This is a genomic window from Methylibium rhizosphaerae, assembly GCF_006386545.1.
Classification (GTDB): domain Bacteria; phylum Pseudomonadota; class Gammaproteobacteria; order Burkholderiales; family Burkholderiaceae_C; genus Pseudorivibacter; species Pseudorivibacter rhizosphaerae.
Genome location: NZ_SWAR01000021.1, coordinates 40,414 through 58,178, shown reverse-complemented (window position 1 = coordinate 58,178; position 17,765 = coordinate 40,414). Strand labels below are relative to the sequence as shown.

Annotated in this window: 15 protein-coding genes; 4 read left to right on the top strand and 11 right to left on the bottom strand. The window is 69.5% G+C overall.

The annotated features are described in order from the left end of the window. Window positions 1-80: 80 nt before the first annotated feature. The 6 genes from E8D38_RS15805 to argS all read right to left on the bottom strand — a co-directional run bounded on the left by E8D38_RS15805 (window position 81) and on the right by argS (window position 6,228). Window positions 81-1,622, bottom strand: a complete 1,542-nt coding sequence (locus E8D38_RS15805; protein WP_140632761.1) for an RNA polymerase factor sigma-54 — start codon at window positions 1,620-1,622, stop codon at window positions 81-83. Between the two features lie 12 nt (window positions 1,623-1,634). Then, complete coding sequence (lptB, locus tag E8D38_RS15800; RefSeq protein ID WP_140632758.1) at window positions 1,635-2,402, bottom strand: LPS export ABC transporter ATP-binding protein; 768 nt, start codon at window positions 2,400-2,402, stop codon at window positions 1,635-1,637. A 2-nt stretch (window positions 2,403-2,404) separates the two neighbouring features. Beyond that, a complete protein-coding gene (gene lptA, locus E8D38_RS15795) occupies window positions 2,405-3,019 on the bottom strand; it encodes a lipopolysaccharide transport periplasmic protein LptA (protein ID WP_342779545.1) in 615 nt (204 codons plus the stop codon). A gap of 134 nt (window positions 3,020-3,153) precedes the next feature. Further along, window positions 3,154-3,810, bottom strand: coding sequence for a thiol:disulfide interchange protein DsbA/DsbL (locus E8D38_RS15790; protein ID WP_140632752.1), 657 nt, complete (start codon window positions 3,808-3,810; stop codon window positions 3,154-3,156). A 28-nt stretch (window positions 3,811-3,838) separates the two neighbouring features. Beyond that, window positions 3,839-4,486, bottom strand: coding sequence for an SPOR domain-containing protein (locus E8D38_RS15785; RefSeq protein WP_140632748.1), 648 nt, complete (start codon window positions 4,484-4,486; stop codon window positions 3,839-3,841). A gap of 56 nt (window positions 4,487-4,542) precedes the next feature. Next, window positions 4,543-6,228 carry an arginine--tRNA ligase gene (argS, locus tag E8D38_RS15780; RefSeq protein ID WP_140632746.1) on the bottom strand — a complete coding sequence of 562 codons (1,686 nt, stop codon included), beginning with the start codon at window positions 6,226-6,228 and terminating at the stop codon, window positions 4,543-4,545. A gap of 148 nt (window positions 6,229-6,376) precedes the next feature. Here argS and E8D38_RS15775 point away from each other — a divergent pair, with 148 nt between their 5' ends. Continuing rightward, window positions 6,377-7,717 carry a serine/threonine-protein kinase gene (locus E8D38_RS15775; protein WP_246099520.1) on the top strand — a complete coding sequence of 447 codons (1,341 nt, stop codon included), beginning with the start codon at window positions 6,377-6,379 and terminating at the stop codon, window positions 7,715-7,717. 118 nt (window positions 7,718-7,835) lie between these two features. Then, entirely contained in the window at window positions 7,836-8,177 is a 342-nt protein-coding gene (locus E8D38_RS15770) for a PsiF family protein (RefSeq protein WP_140632739.1), read from the top strand. Window positions 8,178-8,253: 76 nt separating this feature from the next. Here E8D38_RS15770 and E8D38_RS15765 read toward each other — a convergent pair whose 3' ends face one another. From E8D38_RS15765 to E8D38_RS15755, 3 genes are all read right to left on the bottom strand, one after another. Beyond that, window positions 8,254-8,709, bottom strand: coding sequence for a DUF2214 family protein (locus E8D38_RS15765; protein WP_140632735.1), 456 nt, complete (start codon window positions 8,707-8,709; stop codon window positions 8,254-8,256). 93 nt (window positions 8,710-8,802) lie between these two features. Then, a complete protein-coding gene (locus E8D38_RS15760) occupies window positions 8,803-11,448 on the bottom strand; it encodes a carboxypeptidase regulatory-like domain-containing protein (protein WP_140632732.1) in 2,646 nt (881 codons plus the stop codon). A 122-nt stretch (window positions 11,449-11,570) separates the two neighbouring features. Next, window positions 11,571-12,488, bottom strand: a complete 918-nt coding sequence (locus E8D38_RS15755) for a LysR family transcriptional regulator (protein ID WP_140632729.1) — start codon at window positions 12,486-12,488, stop codon at window positions 11,571-11,573. A 91-nt stretch (window positions 12,489-12,579) separates the two neighbouring features. Between E8D38_RS15755 and E8D38_RS15750 the strand changes: the two genes are divergently transcribed. Both E8D38_RS15750 and E8D38_RS15745 read left to right on the top strand, forming a co-directional pair. Then, window positions 12,580-13,257, top strand: a complete 678-nt coding sequence (locus E8D38_RS15750) for a haloacid dehalogenase type II (protein ID WP_140632726.1) — start codon at window positions 12,580-12,582, stop codon at window positions 13,255-13,257. A gap of 37 nt (window positions 13,258-13,294) precedes the next feature. Further along, window positions 13,295-15,472, top strand: a complete 2,178-nt coding sequence (locus E8D38_RS15745; RefSeq protein ID WP_140632723.1) for a malate synthase G — start codon at window positions 13,295-13,297, stop codon at window positions 15,470-15,472. A gap of 147 nt (window positions 15,473-15,619) precedes the next feature. Here E8D38_RS15745 and E8D38_RS15740 read toward each other — a convergent pair whose 3' ends face one another. Together E8D38_RS15740 and E8D38_RS15735 are read right to left on the bottom strand one after the other, a co-directional pair. Continuing rightward, window positions 15,620-16,231, bottom strand: a complete 612-nt coding sequence (locus E8D38_RS15740) for a hypothetical protein (protein WP_140632720.1) — start codon at window positions 16,229-16,231, stop codon at window positions 15,620-15,622. Window positions 16,232-16,387: 156 nt separating this feature from the next. Beyond that, window positions 16,388-17,713, bottom strand: coding sequence for a S8 family serine peptidase (locus E8D38_RS15735; RefSeq protein WP_140632717.1), 1,326 nt, complete (start codon window positions 17,711-17,713; stop codon window positions 16,388-16,390). Window positions 17,714-17,765: the final 52 nt, after the last annotated feature.

The following is a 17,765-nucleotide window of genomic DNA, read 5'->3' as shown; positions in this document are numbered from 1 at the left end:
GTCCGCAGGGCCGGGGCGGTGCGAACCCACCGGCCGGCCCCAGAAAAAGCCGGCGTCGTGGCCGGCTTTTTCATTGGGGCTCAGAGCGATCTGCGCAGGTTGGCAGGCGCGATCTTCAAGGCCTCTCGGTACTTGGCCACCGTGCGGCGCGCCACCTGGATGCCCTGCTCCTCCAGCATCTGGCTCAGCTGGCTGTCCGACAGCGGCTTCTTGGCATCTTCGGCGCTCACCAGCTGCTTGATCAGCGCGCGCACCGCGGTGCTCGATGCATTGCCGCCGGCTTCAGTGTTGAGCGACGAGCCGAAGAAGTACTTCAGCTCGAAGGTGCCGTAGGGGGTGGCCATGTACTTGGCGGTGGTCACCCGCGAGATGGTCGATTCATGCAGGCCGAGCTCGTCGGCGATCTCGCGCAGGACCAGCGGCTTCATCGCGATCTCGCCGTGGCTGAAGAAGTTCTTCTGGCGCTCGACGATGGCCTGCGACACGCGCTGGATCGTCTCGAAGCGCTGCAGGATGTTCTTCATGAACCAGCGCGCCTCCTGCAGCCGAGCGCTCAGGCCCTGGCCGCCTTCGCTGCCGCGGCCCTGCTGCTTCACCGCCAGCGCGTAGAGGTCGTTGATGCGCAGCTTGGGCATCACGTCGGGGTTGAGCACCACCTTCCAGCCGCGCCCCGACTTCTGCACGATCACGTCGGGCACGATGATGTTGGCCTCGGCCCGGGTGAACGGGCGGCCCGGCTTGGGCTCGCACTGCACGATGAGCGCCTGCGCTTCCTTGAGCAGGTCCTCGTCGGCGCCGGTGGCGGCCATCAGCTTCTTCGCGTCGCGCCGCGCCAGCAGCTCCAGGTGGTTCTTGCAGATCAGGATGGCGATCATCTGCGCCTCGCAGCGCGGGCCGGCGCGCAGCTGCAGCGCAAGGCACTCGGCCAGGTCGCGCGCGCCCACGCCGGTGGGCTCCATGCTCTGCAGCCAGCGCAAGGCGCATTGCAGGCGCTCGAGCAGCTCGATGCGGGCCTCCGGGTCCTCATCGCCAGCCAGCCGTTCGGCGATCTCTTCGAGCGGGTCGGCGAGGTAGCCGTCCTCGTTGAGCGACTCGATCAGCACCTGCACCGCGGCCGAGTCCTCGGGCGCCAGGCGCATGCCGCGCAGCTGCTCGCGCAGGTGGTCCGCCAGCGTGGGCGCCACCGTCGAGCGCTCCATCGGGTCGAGGTCGTCGTTGTCGCCGCCCGCACCGCTGCCGGCGCTCGGCGTCTCGCGAATGCCGTCAAAGTCGTCGCGCTCGGTCCCGTTTTCCCAGTCGTCGCGCTCGGTGGCGCCGAACTCCATCGAGTCGACCGCGGGTTCGGCCTCGCCGTTGGCCTCGCCGCCTTCGCTGCCGGACGACCAGTTCTCCTCGGCATCGCTCGCGCTGCGCTCGGAGGCGCTGGTGCGTTCCGGCAGCGGCTGGCTCTCGAAGGGCGTGGGGGATTCCTCCTCCATTTCGAGGAAGGGGTTCTGCTCCAGCATCTGCTCGACTTCCTGGTGCAGCTCGAGCGTGGACAGCTGCAGCAGGCGGATCGATTGCTGCAGCTGCGGCGTAAGCGCCAGATGCTGGGACAGGCGAACCTGCAACGACGGTTTCATCGGCAGGCCCTGCTACATGCGGAAGTGTTCGCCGAGATAGACCTTGCGCACGTCCGGGTTCTCGACGATCTCGCCGGGCGTGCCTTCGGCCAGAACGCGGCCCTCGCTGATGATGTAGGCGCGGTCGCAGATGCCCAGCGTCTCGCGCACGTTGTGGTCGGTGATCAGCACACCGATGCCACGCGACTTGAGGAATCCGATGATGCGCTGGATCTCGATCACGGCGATCGGGTCCACGCCGGCAAACGGCTCGTCGAGCAGGATGAAGCGCGGCTGCGTGGCCAGCGCCCGCGCGATCTCGACGCGCCGGCGCTCGCCGCCCGAAAGCGCCGGCGCCGGGCTCGCGCGCAGCTTCTCGATGCTCAGGTCCTGCAGCAGCGCGTTGAGCAGGTCATCGACCAGCTCGCGCTTGAAGGGCTGGCCCTGCGGGTCGACCTGCAGCTCCAGCACGGCGCGGATGTTCTCCTCCACGGTGAGCTTGCGGAAGATCGACGCCTCCTGCGGCAGGTAGCTCAGGCCCAGGCGTGAACGCTGGTGGATCGGCAGCCGTTCGACCGGGCGGCCATCGATGCGGATCTGCCCGGCATCGGCCCGCACCAGGCCCACGATCATGTAGAAGCTGGTCGTCTTGCCCGCCCCGTTAGGGCCCAGCAGACCGACCACCTCGCCGCTCTTCACCGCCAGGTGCACGTCCTTGACGACCTTGCGGGCGCCATAGGTCTTCTGCAGCCCGGAAGCCTCGAGCCGGCTGCCCTCGGAAGCCTCGATGCGGGGTCGCATGTTCAACGCCGTTCCCCCGGGGGAGACGATGCTTCGGGCGCCGACGCGCTCTGGCGCGGCGCCAGCACGCCGCGCACGCGGCCCGTGGGAGCCGATGCAGCCTCCGACGGCGCCGAAGGTCCGCCCAGCGCCTGGAACACCTCGGTGGTGTTGTCGTAGGTGATCAGGTTGCCGGTCACCTCGTCGGCCAGGGCCTGGCCGCGGAAGCGCCGGAGCACGGCACGGTTGACGAAGCGCACGGTGTCGGAGCGGGCGTCGTATTCGATGCGCTCGGCCTCGCCCTCGATGGTTTCGGCCGTGCCCTCGCGCTTCTGCCGGAACTGCGCGAGCTTGCCGCCCGACGCCGTGACCACCGCCGAGGCATAGCCTTCCGGGCTCTGGCGGATCTGTGCCTGGTCGGAGCGGATCTGGATCGTTCCCTTGGTGATGATGACGTTGCCCTTGAGGGTGTAGACCTGCTTGAGGCCGTCGGCCTCGGCCCGGTCGCCCTCGTAGTGCAGCGGTTGGTAGCGGTCGCCCCTTTCGGCGAAGGCCGGGAGCGCCGCCAGGCACAGCGCCGCCAGCACGGCGGCCAGGGCGGCGCGCGGGTTAACCATGAGACGGAGGGAAGGTGACACGAAGGCGGTCATTGCGGCATGGAACTTGCAGATCATTCTAGCCACAAGACTGCGACACAACGCCGTTGTCGCGCATGAAAAAAGGCGCTGTCGAAGCGCCTTTTCGAGACGCATCCGGATGCATGCGAAAGACTTCAGGCGCCCTTGCGCAACCGGGCCAGCAGCCAGTCGACCACGGCCAGCATGTCTTCATGGCTGACCAGCGAAGCGCTGGTGAAGTAGCGGCCGTTCACGCCCAGCGCCGGCACGGCATCGATCTTGTAGCCGGCCGACTGGCGCGACGCCTCGTTGCAGGCGGTGTTGATGCCCATCGACTGGTACATCTCGAGGAACTGCGCCCGGTCGACGCCGTTGGCGGCCGCGAAGTCGGCCATCGCCTCGGGCGTGTCCAGCGGCTGGCGCTGGCGGTGGATCGCGTTGAAGACCCGCGCGCGCAATTCGGCTTCACGGCCCAGCGCTTCGAGCGTGTAGTACAGCCGCTGATGGGGGCGGTACGGCGCGTTGAGCGCCACGTGCACGCGGCGGAAGGCCACGTCGGCCGGCGCGCGCTTGATCCAGCTGTTGAGCACCGGCTCGAAGGCAAAGCAGCTCGGGCAGCCGTACCAGAAGAACTCGATGACCTCGATCCGGCCTTCCCCGGCCTGCACATGCTGCGCCTGGGGCAGGCGCACGTAGTGGCGCCCCTCCACGGGCCCGCCCTGCGCCGCTGCGCGGCCTGGCAAACCGGCCAGGAGCGCCCCGCCCCACCCCGCGGCAGCCGCCGTCATGGCGGTGAAGTCGCGACGTTTCATCACCTGTCCTTCCTCGTTGTCCGTTCGCTCAGGGCCTTTGCACCCGCACCAGCGCCGAATCGCCGGCGCCGCTCGTGTCGAGCTTTTCCTTCACCGCTTCGGCATCGGTGCGCTTGTCGTAGGGACCCACGCGCACGCGGTAGATGGTCTTGCCGGCCTGGTCACGCTCGGTGATGCGAGCCTCCAGGCCCAGCATCGCGAGCTTGGCGCGCTGCTGCTCGGCTTCTTCGGTGCGGGCAAAGGCACCGGCCTGCACGAAGTAGACGAACGCATCGCTGGCGGCGGCTTGGGTCGCCGGCGTCGCCGCGGCGGCGGCCGGTGCCGGGTCCCTGGCCTGCGCCGGCGCGTTGGCGTTCACGCCGGCAGCCGGCGCAAACGCAGGCGCGGGCCGCGCCGCGGTGCCATTCGCAGGCGTGGGCGCCGACGGGCCGGAGGCAGCCGCTGGTGCCGGTGCTGCCGGCTTGGCGGGGGTCTTGCCGGCCAGCGGCGCGTTGGGGTCCCAGTTCTTGTTCTTTTCCGCCTCGGCCGCGTCCTGCTCGGCCGTGCGCTGAGGCACCTTGTTGACGAAGGGCACCGGCACCTTGGTCACGTACAGCGCCACGGCGAGGGCCAGGGCCAGGCCGACCAGCAGGCCGACGATCATGCCGACGAAAAAACCACCGCGTTGAGATTTCATGGAGGTAGGAGTCGCCTAGAAATGGAGAAGAGCTCTGGATGCGCCGTGCCCGGGCATCACATCTTGTCGGGCGCGCTGACGCCCAGCAGCGCGAGGCCGTTGCGCAGCACCTGCGCGGTAGCCTGCAGCAAGGCGAGACGGGCCCGCGCCAGCGCGGCATCGTCGACCAGGAAGCGCTCGGCGTTGTAGTAGGTGTGGAAGGCACCGGCCAGGTCGCGCAGGTAGAAGGCCACGTCATGCGGGGCCAGGTCGCGCGCGGCAGCCTCGAGCATCTCCGGGTACTCGGCCAGCTTCAGCATGAGCGCGCCTTCCGAAGGCGCCACCAGCAGCGACAGGTCGGCCTGTGCCAGCGACGCGAGCTCACCACGCTGCTGCTCGACGAACTGCTGCAGCACCGAGCAGATGCGCGCATGCGCGTACTGCACGTAGTACACCGGGTTCTCGTCGTTCTTCTTGACCGCCACGTCCACGTCGAAGGTGAACTCGGTGTCGGCCTTGCGGCTGATGAGGAAGAAGCGCACCGCGTCGCGGCTGGTCCAGTCGATCAGGTCGCGCAGCGTCACGTAGCCGCCGGTGCGCTTGCTGATCTTGACCTCCTCGCCGCCCTTCATCACCCGCACCATGGTGTTGAGCACGTAGTCGGGGTAACCCTCGGGAATGCCCAGGCCGGCCGCCTGCAGGCCGGCGCGCACGCGCGCGATGGTGCCGTAGTGGTCGGTGCCCTGGCAGTTGATGACCTTGGTGAAGCCGCGCTCCCACTTGTTGATGTGGTAGGCAACGTCGGGCACGAAGTAGGTGTAGCTGCCGTCGGACTTCCTCATGACGCGATCCTTGTCGTCGCCATAGTCCGTGGTGCGCAGCCACAACGCGCCTTCCTGCTCGAAGGTCTTGCCGGCTTCGACCAGCTTCTTCACCGTGGCCTCCACACGGCCGCTGGTGTACAGGCCCGACTCGAGGAAGTAGTTGTCGAAGGTCACGCCGAAGGCCTGCAGGTCGAGGTCCTGCTCGTGGCGCAGGTAGGCCACCGCGAACTGGCGGATGCCGTCGGCATCTTCGGGGTCGCCAGAGGCGGTGAACTCGCGGTCGTCGGCCTTCACCGTCTTCTTCGCCAGGAAGTCGGCCGCGATGTCGGCGATGTAGTCGCCGTTGTAGGCGCTCTCGGGCCAGCCGGCATCGCCGGGCTTGAGCCCCTTGATGCGTGCCTGGGTCGACGCCGCCAGCGTGGCGATCTGCACGCCCGCGTCGTTGTAATAGAACTCGCGGGTGACGTCCCAGCCCTGGGTTTCGAACAGGTGGCAGATCGAATCGCCCAGGGCGCCCTGGCGGCCGTGGCCCACGTGCAGCGGCCCGGTCGGGTTGGCCGACACGAACTCCACCATGAGGTGCCGGCCGTTGGCCGGCTTGCGGCCGAAGGTGTCGCCATCGGCCAGCACGTCGGCCACCACCGCCTGCTTCGCGGCGGCCTTCAGGCGCAGGTTGATGAAGCCGGGCCCCGCGATCTCCATCGCCTCGACCCAGCGCGCCACGGCCTCGCGGCGCTGCAGCGCATCGATGAGCGACTGCGCGACGGCGCGCGGATTGCTCCGCAGGGGTTTGGCCAGCTGCATGGCAGCGGTGCAGGCGAGGTCGCCGTGTGCGGCCTGCTTGGGCGATTCGAATACGGCGGGCACCCGGTGCTCGGGGGCCAGCTCGGCCAGGGCATCACCCAAGGCGGACAAAAGCTCTTGCTTGGCGCGGATCATCCGCAGATTCTACGGGTGGGGTCTGCCGTCACGAGGCACAGGCAAGGCTCCCCGTACGATGTGACAAATTGCATGACCAACTGGCCGTTATTCCGGATTGTGCGGAGTGCGGCCCGGTGGAAAGATGCCGATGTCTCCCATTCCACCAATGAACGCTCCCGACTCGCTCTCCGGTCCTCAGCAGATCGGCAAGTACCGTGTGATCCGCAAGCTGGGCGAAGGCGCCACCAGCGAGGTCTTCCTCTGCCGCGACGACTTCCATGACCGCGATGTCGCGGTCAAGCGGGTGCGCGCCGGCGCGCTCGACGAAGCCAGCGAAGGCGGCAGCCACATGCATGCACGCTTCTTCGCCGCCGAGGCGGCGCTGGTCGGGCGGCTGCAGCATCCGAACGTGGTGCAGATCTACGACGCGGTGGCCGACCCGGTCGAGCCCTACGTGGTGATGGAGTACGTGGGCGGCACGACGCTGCGGCCCTATTGCCGGCCCGACCAGCTGCTGCCGCTGGAGCTCATCGTCGAAATCGGCTTCAAGTGCGCCATGGCGCTGGGCTACGTGTTCCGCCAGGGGCTCATCCACCGCGACGTGAAGCCGGCCAACCTGCTGGCGGTGATGCACAACAACACCGTCACCGACGTGAAGATCAGCGACTTCGGCAGCGTGCTGAACCTGGCGGCCGACACCACGCAGGTGTTCCGCGTCGGCTCGCTGGCCTACATGTCGCCCGAGCAGCTCGACGGCAGCGCCGTCTCGGCGCAGGCCGACATCTATTCGCTGGGCGCGGTGCTCTATCACCTGATCGCCGGGCGGGCACCGTTCGAGGCGCCCCAGCAGTCGGTGATGATGAACCTCATCTACACCCAGACGCCCGCACCGCTGACGGCGCTGCGCGCCGGCGTGAGCGAGGCGCTCGATGCGGTCATCCAGCGCGCGCTGGCCAAGCGGCCCGACGAGCGATATGCCAGCTGGGACGAATTCGCGCAGGCGTTGTCGGGCCTCATCGCCAACCAGCAGGTGCCGCGCGGGCAGCTGCAGGGCGTGCTCGACTCCGAACGCTTCAACCTGCTGCGCGCGCTCGACTTCTTCTCCCACTTCGGCGACGTCGAGCTGTGGGAGGTGGTGCACCGCGCGAAGTGGCAGCGCTTTCCGGCCGGCTATGCGCTCTACAAGTGCGGCGAGGAAGGCGACAGCTTCCACATCATCGCCACCGGCGGCGTCGAGGTGTTCCGCGACAGCGTGCGCGTGGCGCAGCTCGGCGCGGGCACCTCGGTCGGCGAAATGGCCTACCTCGCGCCCAGCCCCGAGCTGCGGCTGCACAGCACCGACGTGATCGTGACCTCGCCCACCACCACCATCGCCTTCGTGCCGCAGTCGCTGTCGCAGCTGTCCCCAGGCTGCCGGCATCAGTTCGACGAGGCCTTCATCCGGGTGCTGGTGCGCCGGCTGCATGCGGCGCATGAGGCCTTGGCACATCCGCGGCGGATCCTGTAGGGCAGGATCCAGTCACTGTGTCGGTCGCGACACGCTCGCCGCGCCGCTGCTTGCTGCGCGCTGTGGGCCGATGCTTCAATCCCCTGCGGCAACATCGCCCACCAAGGAGAGGAAGCAAATGAGGAAATCGATCACCGCCGTCGCGCTGGCCTGTGCGTGGCTCGCTGCTCCGGCATTCGCCGCCGAAGAGGCCAAGAAGCCGATGACGGCCCAGCAGGGCAAGATGGCCACCTGCAACAAGGAGGCCACCGGCAAGACCGGCGACGAGCGCAAGGCCTTCATGAAGCAATGCCTGTCGGCCAAGAGCATCAGCACCAGCGCCGGCACCAGCACGGCCACGACGGCCGGCGCCGACCCGAAGGCCGCCCAGCAGTCGAAGATGAAGGCCTGCAACAAGGATGCGACCGGCAAGACCGGCGACGAGCGCAAGGCCTTCATGAAGGAATGCCTCAGCAAGTAGGCGCCCCATCAGGAAGAAGGAAAGAAAAAAGCCCGGCGTCGCCGGGCTTCTGTCTGGTGGCTCGGTAGCGCCCGCGCTATCGCACCCACACGCCGCGCGCCAGCATCACCGCCGCCAGCGGGATCAGCAGCATCAGGTGCGCCTGCACCATCACCAGCCGCCGCGTGCTGCGCACCTCGGCCTCGGCGGGCAGGCTGCCGTTGGCGGCCAGCGCCTTCTTCCAGCGAACGAAGGTCAGCGTGGGCTTGATCGACATCAGGCCGATCACCACGAACAGCGTGAACTTGATGTGCAGCAGCGGCTGGCTCCAGTACCACCCGGCTCCCTTCACGCCCCACACCGTGCGCGCCACGCCGGTGAGCAGCACCAGCACCGCCGAGGCGGCATAGATCATGTCGACCCGGGCCAGGCGCTGCACCACGGCGGCATTCATCCATTCCGGCCGGCACAGCGCGGCTTCGCTGGTGATGAACACCACCAGGCTCAGGATGGCCACGAAGTGCGCATAGGCGAGCAAGGATTCGACGAGCATCGGGTTCCTCCGCAATGAAGTGCCCGCGATTATTCATGCGCGGGCACTTCATTGCGAAAGCCGGTGCCTCGGGCCCGGCCCGGGACTCGGGTCTCAGAACGGCACGACGGTGCCGTTCACTTCGATGAACAGGCCCTCGGCCGTTGCGAACAGCCGCCCCACCAGCACGCCGGCGCTGGTGAGCCTCACCTCGCCGGAGCCGCCCAGCAGCACCGGCAGCCCACCGCTGGTGTTGTAGTCGAGCTGGTAGAAGCCTTCGGCCAGGTAGCCGACGCCGCCCACCGAGAAGTTCATCGCCGAGTACTGGTGACGCAGCGTCTTCAGCCGCTCGGTCGCCACCACGGTCACGAAGCGGGTCTGCAGCGACCCGGAATTGAAGGTGGCGAGCAGGCCGGTGGCCTCGTTGCGCAAGGTCGCATTGGCGCCGGGCGTGATGGTGTAGTCGTACGTGCTGTCACCGTTGGCCAGGGTGTTGGCGATGGTGAGGCTCACGCCGCCGTTGGCGGTGAAGTCGCTGCTGTGGGTGATGCGCAGGTTGTTCATCGTGGCCGTGGCGCTGCCGCTGGCCGGCTCGAAGCTCGAGAAGTTGTAGGCCACCGAGCTGCTGCCCTGGTACCGCGCCTCGGCTTCGGTGATGCACTGGCTGAAGCTCGCGGCCAGCGTGCCCGAAGGCGGCAGGGTCACGCCGGCGGCCAGCGTGGCGCCGTTGAGGGTGCCGCTCACCGAACCACCGCCCGGGCACACTGCCGCGCTCGGCAGCGCCTTCATGTCGTCGCCCACCAGTTCGAGCGGCGCCGCACCGGCCTCCAGCAGGCTGCCGGCCAGCGAGAGCAGGCGCAGCAGTGCGAGCTTCTGCTCGGTGTCGTCGGCCGCCACGGTCAGCGTGGCCGCCGCGCTGGTCGTCGCGCCGGCAGCATTGCTGACCACCACGCTGAAGCTGGCGCCGTTGTCGGCCGCGGTGACCGGGGGCGTGATGTAGGTGGCCGAAGTGGCCCCCGCTATGTCGGCACCGTTGCGTCGCCATTGGTAGGTGAACGGCGCCGTGCCACTCGCCGTCACGCTGAACGCCGCACTCTGCCCCACCGGCACGCTGGCGTTGGCCGGCGGCTGGGTGATGGTGGGCGCCACGACGGTGCTCGTCACGGTGAGCAGGGCCGCATCGCTGAGCGTGCTGCCGGCGGCGTTGGACACCCGCACGCTGAAGCTGGCGCCGGAATCCGAGGCGCTGACCGGCCCGAAGCTGTAAGTCGCGGACGTGGCCCCGGCGATGTCCACGCCGTTGCGGCGCCACTGGTAGCTCGCGGCACCCGCCGCAGCGACCGAGAACTGCGCGGTGGCGCCGTCGAGCAGCGTGAGCGGCGCCGGCTGCAGCACGATCACCGGCGCTGTCGCCGCGCCAACCGACAGCAGTGCGCTGGCACTGGCCGACCCCACGTCATTGCTCACCAGCACGGTGTAGGCGCCGGCGTCGTCGTCGGTGAGCGGGCCGCGCAGCAGGAAGGCGTGGGTGGCGCCGGGGATGTCGGCACCGTTGTGGCGCCACTGGTAGCGCAGCGGACCGCTGCCGCTGGCCGACACCTGGAACACCGCCAGGCCGCCGGCCGTGACGGTCTGGTCCGCCGGCGGCACGACGATCTGCGGGGCCATCGGCGCATCGTTGAGCACCAGGCATTGGGTGAGCGTGATGTCGGTGGCCGAGGGGCCGACCTCCACGACGTTGGAGCCCTGGCCTTCGTCGGAGCGCACGGTGGCCCGCCCGTTCTTTCGGATCGGCACCGAGAAGCGCCCCTCGTCGTCGGTGAAGTCGTAGCCCAGGCCCGAATAGTCGATGCCTTCGCTGATCACGCTGGCCCAGGTGGCCGGGCTGCCGTTGGCATGGCGCAGGCAGCCGTGCACATAGATGGTGTCGGCCACCTGGTCGGCGTTCCAGATCGAGAAGTGCGAAACGCTGCCTTCGTAGTACTGGTCCGGCGCGGTGCCCTGCAGCGTGGCGCTGCCTTCTTCGACCCACCGCCCGGTGGTTTCGTTGAAGTGGAACAGCGGGATGGTCGCCGGCGGGTTGGCCGAACGGGTGGCCAGCGGAATGCGCACGGTGGCGCTGCTGCCGGCCTTGAGGTTGAGGCGGTTGCCGGCCGCGTCGGTCAGCACCACGCCCAGCGCGCCGAAGCTCTCGAGCGTGGCGCCGGTGCTGGTGGTGTAGTCGCCCGGCATGCTGCGCGGGTCGCCGGCCGGATCGATGGGCGTGAGGCGTGCCGTCAGCGTGCCGGTGGCGGCGGCACCGCTGCCTTCGACCACCAGGGCGTTGGCCGGCAGCACCACCTGCGCGGTGGACTGCGCCACGCCGAGCGTGGCCGCGGCATCGGCGGCGAAGGTCTGCGGCGGGGCAGAAGGGGCGATGCGCAGCTCGATCGTGCTCGCCTTGCCGGCGCGCACCTCGGCGATGCCGAAGTTCTCGCCATGGCCGCTGGCCTGCGCCTTCACGACGACGCGGGCAGATGCCGGCACGTCCTGCAAGGTGAAGCGACCCTGCGCATCGGTCTGCACGCTGGCGCTGCCGGCCGATACGCTGGCATTGGTGACCGGTGCGCCGTTGGCCGCGGAAACGACCCGGCCCGACACGCTGCCGGTGGACGCCGGCGGGGGGCCGTCACTGCCGCCGCCGCAGGCGGTCAGCACGAAGGCCAGGAAGGCCACGGCCCATGCGGCCGCGGCGCGGCCCATCCCTCTGCGCAAGAACATCGCAACTCCCTGATCTGCTTCGAAAACGCGGCGCAGTGTACGGAGGAGGCGATGTCGGACGCGCCCCCTAACTCGAGCGTTTCGGGGCCCTTGCGGAAGCTTCGCGCGCGTGCTTGCCTGGCCTAGGCAGCAGCATGCGGCGACCAGTAGCCCGTGTCGCCGTAGGTGTGCTTCAGGAAGTCGATCCACAACCGCACCCGCAGCGGCAGGTGCTTGCGCTGCGGGAACACCGCATAGATGCCGTTGGGCGGCGCGGCAAAGTCGTCCAGCACGCTGACCAGCCGGCCTTCGGCCACCTCGCGCTCGACTTCCCAGGTGGAGCGCCAGGCGATGCCCAGGCCCGCCAGGCACCAGTCGTGCAGCACCTGGCCATCGGAGCAATCGAGCCGCGCCGAGGGGCGCAGGTGATGCAGTTCTGCGTCGATGGTGAAAGCCCAGCCGCGGGTCTGGCTCGCGTCGGAGCTGAGCGTGAGGCAGTCGTGGTGGGACAGCTCGTTCGGATGGCGCGGCGTACCGTGGCGGCGCAGGTAGTCCGGCGTGGCCACGCACAGCCGCCGGTTGTCGGCCAGCCGCACGCTCACCAGGCTGGAATCGGGCAGGTCGCCCACCCGCACCGCACAGTCGAAACCTTCGTTGACGATGTCCACCACCCGGTCCGACAGGTTCAGCGAGATCGACACCTCCGGATGCAGCTCCGCGAAACGGGGCACCAGCGGCGCCACATGCCGTCGGCCGAAGCCGGCCGGAGCGGTGAGCCGCAGGTGGCCGCTGGCCTTCACGCCGCCGGCGCTCACGCTGGCTTCGGCATTCGCCAGGTCGGCCAGCAGGCGCTGGCAGTCCTCGAGGAAGGCGCTGCCTTCATGGGTGAGGGTGATGCGGCGGGTGGTGCGCACCAGCAGCTTCACGCCCAGGCGCTCCTCCAGCGCGTCGATGCGCCGGCCGATGACGGCCGGGGCCACGCCTTCGGCATTGGCGGCGGCGGTGAGGCTGCCCTTGGTGGCCACGGCGACGAACGATTCGATCTGCTTCAGGCGGTCCATAGCCCGGGCAGATTAGCCCCTGTTTCGGCAAAGATCAACCGATCCTGGCGATATTTATCGCTACCCAGGTCAGCATTAGAGTGCTCGACTCATGAAGCCCCAAGCCGTGCTTTTCGATGCCTACGGCACGCTGTTCGACGTGTACAGCGTGGCGAGCCTGGCCGAGCAGTTCTATGCCGGCCAGGGCGAGAAGCTGGCTGCGCTGTGGCGCGACAAGCAGATCGACTACACCCGCCTCGTGTCGATGAGCGGACCCGAGCACTACCGGCCGTTCTGGGAGCTGACCCGCTGCGCCCTGCGCTACGCCGCCGAGCGCCTGGCGCTGGCGCTGCCCCCCGAGCGCGAGGACCGGCTCATGAACCAGTACCGGGCGCTGGCTGCCTTTCCGGAAAACAAGGCGGTGCTGCAGGCGCTGAAGAAACGCGGCGTGCCCACCGGCATCCTGAGCAACGGCGACCCCGACATGCTGGGCGTGGCAGTGAAGAGCGCCGGCTTCGACGGCCTGCTCGACCATGTGCTGTCGGTGCACGAGGTGCGCCGCTACAAGACCGACCCGGCCGCCTATGCCCTGGGACCGCAGGCACTGGGCCTGCCGGCAAGGAACATCCTGTTCGTCTCGAGCAACGGCTGGGACGCCCTGGGCGCCACCTGGTTCGGCTACACCACCTTGTGGGTCAACCGCCAGGGCGCGCCGGCCGAGCCGCTGGGCGCGCCCTCGCGCACCGGCACCAGCCTGCGCGACGTGCTGGCCTTCTTTCCCGCTTCCTGACGCTTCGCTTCCAAGACTCCCAGAGAGGTTCATCACCATGACCGCACGCACCACCATCCACCGCCTCCAGGTCGCCAACGAGCTGCATCGTTTCATCGAAGAAAAGGTGCTGCCGGCCACCGGCGTGGCCAGCGCCACGTTCTGGCAGGGGTTCGACGCCATCGTGGCCGACCTCGCGCCGAAGAACATCGCGCTGCTGGCCGAACGCGACCGCCTGCAGGCCGAGCTCGACACCTGGCACCGTGCCAACCCGGGCCCCATCACCGACATGAAGGCCTACCGCGCCTTCCTCGAGCAGATCGGCTACCTGCTGCCGCAGCCCAGCGGCGTGCAGGCCACCACCACCAACGTCGATGCGGAACTGGCGGTGCAGGCCGGCCCGCAGCTGGTGGTGCCCATCCTGAACGCCCGCTACGCGCTCAATGCCGCCAACGCCCGCTGGGGTTCGCTGTATGACGCGCTGTACGGCACCGATGCCATTCCAGAAAGCGGCGGCGCCGAGAAAGGCAGCGGCTACAACCCGGTGCGCGGCGCCAAGGTGATCGAGTTCGCCCGCAACGTGCTCGACCAGGCGGCGCCGCTGGCCCAGGGCTCGCACAAGCAGGCCACCGGCTACCGCGTCGAAGGCGGCAAGCTGGTGGTGGCGCTGGGCAGCGGCACCACCAGCCTGGCCGACGGTTCGCAGCTCGTGGGCTACCAGGGCGATGCCGCTGCGCCGTCGTCGGTGCTGCTCAGGCACAACGGCCTGCACATCGACATCCGCATCGACCGCGCCACGCCCATCGGCAAGACCGACCCGGCCGGCATTGCAGACGTGGTGCTCGAAGCGGCGCTGTCCACCATCCTCGACCTCGAGGACTCGGTGGCGGTGGTCGATGCCGAGGACAAGGTGCTCGCCTACGGCAACTGGCTGGGCATCCTGCAAGGCACCCTCACCGAGCAGGTCGCCAAGGGCGGCAAGACCTTCACCCGCGGCCTCAACCCGGACCGGCAATACACCGGCGCCGACGGCGGCAAGCTCACGCTGCACGGCCGCTCGCTGATGTTCGTGCGCAACGTCGGCCACCTGATGACCAACCCCGCCATCCTCTACGGCGAGGGCCGCGAGATCCCCGAAGGGATCATGGACGCGGTGATCACCGTGACCATCGCGCTGGTCGACCTGAAGCGCCGTGCCAACTCGCGCACCGGCTCGATCTACATCGTGAAGCCCAAGATGCACGGGCCCAAGGAAGTGGCCTTCGCCAGCGAGCTATTCGGCCGCGTGGAACAGCTGCTCGGCCTGCCGGCCAACACGGTGAAGCTGGGCATCATGGACGAGGAGCGCCGCACCAGCGTCAACCTCATGGCCTGCATCGAGGCCGCCGCGTCCCGCGTGGCCTTCATCAACACGGGCTTCCTCGACCGGACCGGCGACGAAATGCACACCGCCATGCTGGCCGGCCCGATGTTCCGCAAGGGCGACATGAAGACCAGCGCCTGGATCCAGGCCTACGAGAAGAACAACGTGCTGGTCGGCCTGTCGGCCGGCCTGCGCGGCCGCGCCCAGATCGGCAAGGGCATGTGGGCCATGCCCGACCTGATGGCCGCCATGCTGGAGCAGAAGATCGCCCACCCGAAGGCCGGCGCCAACACCGCCTGGGTGCCCTCGCCCACCGCCGCCACGTTGCATGCGCTGCACTACCACCAGGTCGAGGTGAGCGAGGTGCAGAAGGCGCTGGAAAAGACCGACGCGCATGCCGAGCGCGACAACATCCTGGCCAACCTGCTGCAGATCCCGGTCGCACCCGAGGCGAAATGGACCGCCGCCGAGCGCCAGCAGGAGCTCGACAACAACGTGCAGGGCATCCTCGGCTACGTGGTGCGCTGGATCGACCAGGGCGTGGGCTGCTCCAAGGTGCCCGACATCCACAACGTCGGCCTCATGGAAGACCGCGCGACGCTGCGCATCAGCAGCCAGCACATCGCCAACTGGCTGCACCACGGCGTGGTGAGCGCCGAGCAGGTGCACGCCACCTTCGAGCGCATGGCCAAGGTGGTGGACCAGCAGAATGCCGGCGACCCGCTGTACCAGCCGATGGCCGGCCGCTTCGACACCTCGGCCGCCTACAAGGCGGCGCTCGATCTCGTGTTCAAGGGCATGGCCCAGCCCAGCGGCTACACCGAGCCGCTGCTGCATGCCTGGCGCCTGAAGGTCAAGGCCGGCCAGGCCTGAGCGCCCGGGCCGCCTGCGGCCCGCTCCCGAAAGGGGATACGCAAAGGAAAACGGCGCCCGAGGGCGCCGTTCTTCATGAGGGGCCGGGCGGGCCTGCAGGGGCTGGAGAGAGCAGTCCCGCCGCAGGCCGCCGGCTTTCTTCTGACCTTACTTGCGCTCGCCGCGCACCGAGCCCTGGGCTGCGCTTTCGGCGCCCACGCCGGCGCTGGCCGAACCGCGCTGGGTGCTCAGGCCTGCCTCGGCTGCAGCGCTGCCGGCGCCGCCGGCTTCGACGCTCGCATTGCGGGCGCGTTCTGCGGCATCGCGGGCCACGCCCACGCCGGCTTGCGCGCCGGCCTGTGCGCCGGCCCGGCCGGTCGCGGCCGCTTCGGCACCCTGCTGCATGGCGGCGTCGCGGCCGCTCTTCACCGTGGTGGCCGCGCGCTGCGCAGCGTTGCCGGCCTTCTGCGCCGCCTTCTCGATGCCACGCTCGGCACTTTCGCTGCGAACGGCGCCGTGGGCCGAGCCTTGTGCGGCACCACCCACGCCGACCGCCACACCACCTCGCGAGCCGCTTGCATTCACGCCGCCGGAGAGGCCCCCGCCGGCGGCACCCGCACCGCCAACGCCGCCCTGGCCACCACCGTTGAAGCCGCCACCCAGGCCGCCTCCCAAGCCACCGCCGAGACCACCGCCCACGCCGATGGCGTGCGCCGGCCATGCGGCCGCGAGGGTGGCGGCCAGACCCAGGGTGACGAACCAGTGATTGCGCTTCTTCATGACGAACTCCTGTCTCAGTGTTGTGCCGCGTTCACCTGCGCGCCTCGCCGGGCGCCGCAGAGCCACGAACTGCGGCCTCATGAGCAACAACGACAGGGCCGGCGGATTTCTTCCGGTCACCGGAAACGAAGACGCAAGCGGGTGTAACAGCGCCGCTCACTGCCGCTGGAGCAGGCGGTGCGCGGCGGCCTCGTCGGCACGCGCCAGGCGGGACGGGTCGATGCGCAGCGCCTGGCCCACCAGGCCGTGGCCGAACACCGCGTCGCGCCCGCTGGCCCCCAGATCGACAGCCGTGGCTGCGAGTTCATGGACCGCACGCTCGGCGAGCAAGGTGTCGGGCCGGGGCAGCCGGGCCGCCAGCAGGCCGGCCACCAGCGGCGCGGCGAACGAGGTGCCGCGTGCAGCCACATAACCGGCGTCACCCACCGCCGCCACCGCCACCTCGGCACCAGGCGCCGCGAACGCCACATGCGGCCCCTGGCCGGCTTCGGGCAGCACGCGGCGACGCGCATCCACGCCGGTGACCGCCACCACGCCGGGATAGGCTGCCGGGTACAGCGGTGGTGCCGCCGGGCCGTCGTTGCCGACGGCCGCCACCACGAGGTGCCCTCGTGCCAGCAACGCCGAAACCACGCGCTCCAGCAGGCGGTTGGGCGGCCCCACCAGGCTCATGTTGACCACCGGCACGCGTTCGCGCGCCATCCACGCGAGCGCCTGCGCGATCGCATCGGCGGCTCCGCCGGTGGCTTCTGCGCAATACACGTCGGCGGCAAACAGCATGGCACCGGGCGCGGCCCCGGTGAAGCGGCCTTCGCCTCCCACCAGCAGCGAGGCCACGGCGGTGCCGTGCGCGCTGGGCACCGGCTTGTCTGCGCAGCCATGGGTCTGCAAGGCGATGCCGCGCAGCGACGGATGGCCACGGTCCACGCCGCCGTCGACCAGGCCGATGCGCAGCGACGGCTCGCCCGGCGCAGCCTGCGCCGGTGCGGCGGCCTTGTTGCCGGCCGCCGCCGTGCCGCTGCGAAGGTAGACATGGTTGTGGTCGTACTGGCCTTGCGGGTCGAGCGCGCGCAACTGCTGCAGGGCGGCCCCGGTGTCGAGCCCAGGCGGCGCACGCAGCACCACCACGCGTTCGCCCAGGCCCTCGAGCACCTGCTCGCGGGCGATCACGAAACCGGCCGCCCGGGCCGCGGCCAGCGCCGCGGGCGTGGGCGACACCGCCACCACCTCGCTGCGCACCGCCAGCTCGCCGGCAGGGTCGCGCTCCAGCCGGTCCGGGGCGCGGCGCAGCAGCTCGCCCACGGTGCGCTGGCGCAGCTCGCGCAGGTCGATGCGCTGCGACGACAGCTGGTTCAGGCCGCGGTCCACCCGATCGACCGGCACGGAGGGCAGGCTCGGCACTTGCGGGACTTGCGGCAGGCGCAGCTGCGCCACCGCGGGAAGCGCCATGGTGCAGGCGAGGGCAACGAGGATCTTTTTCATGCAGGTCGGTCAACGCGCCGGCGGATGACCCTGCCGACAACAGCAACAACGT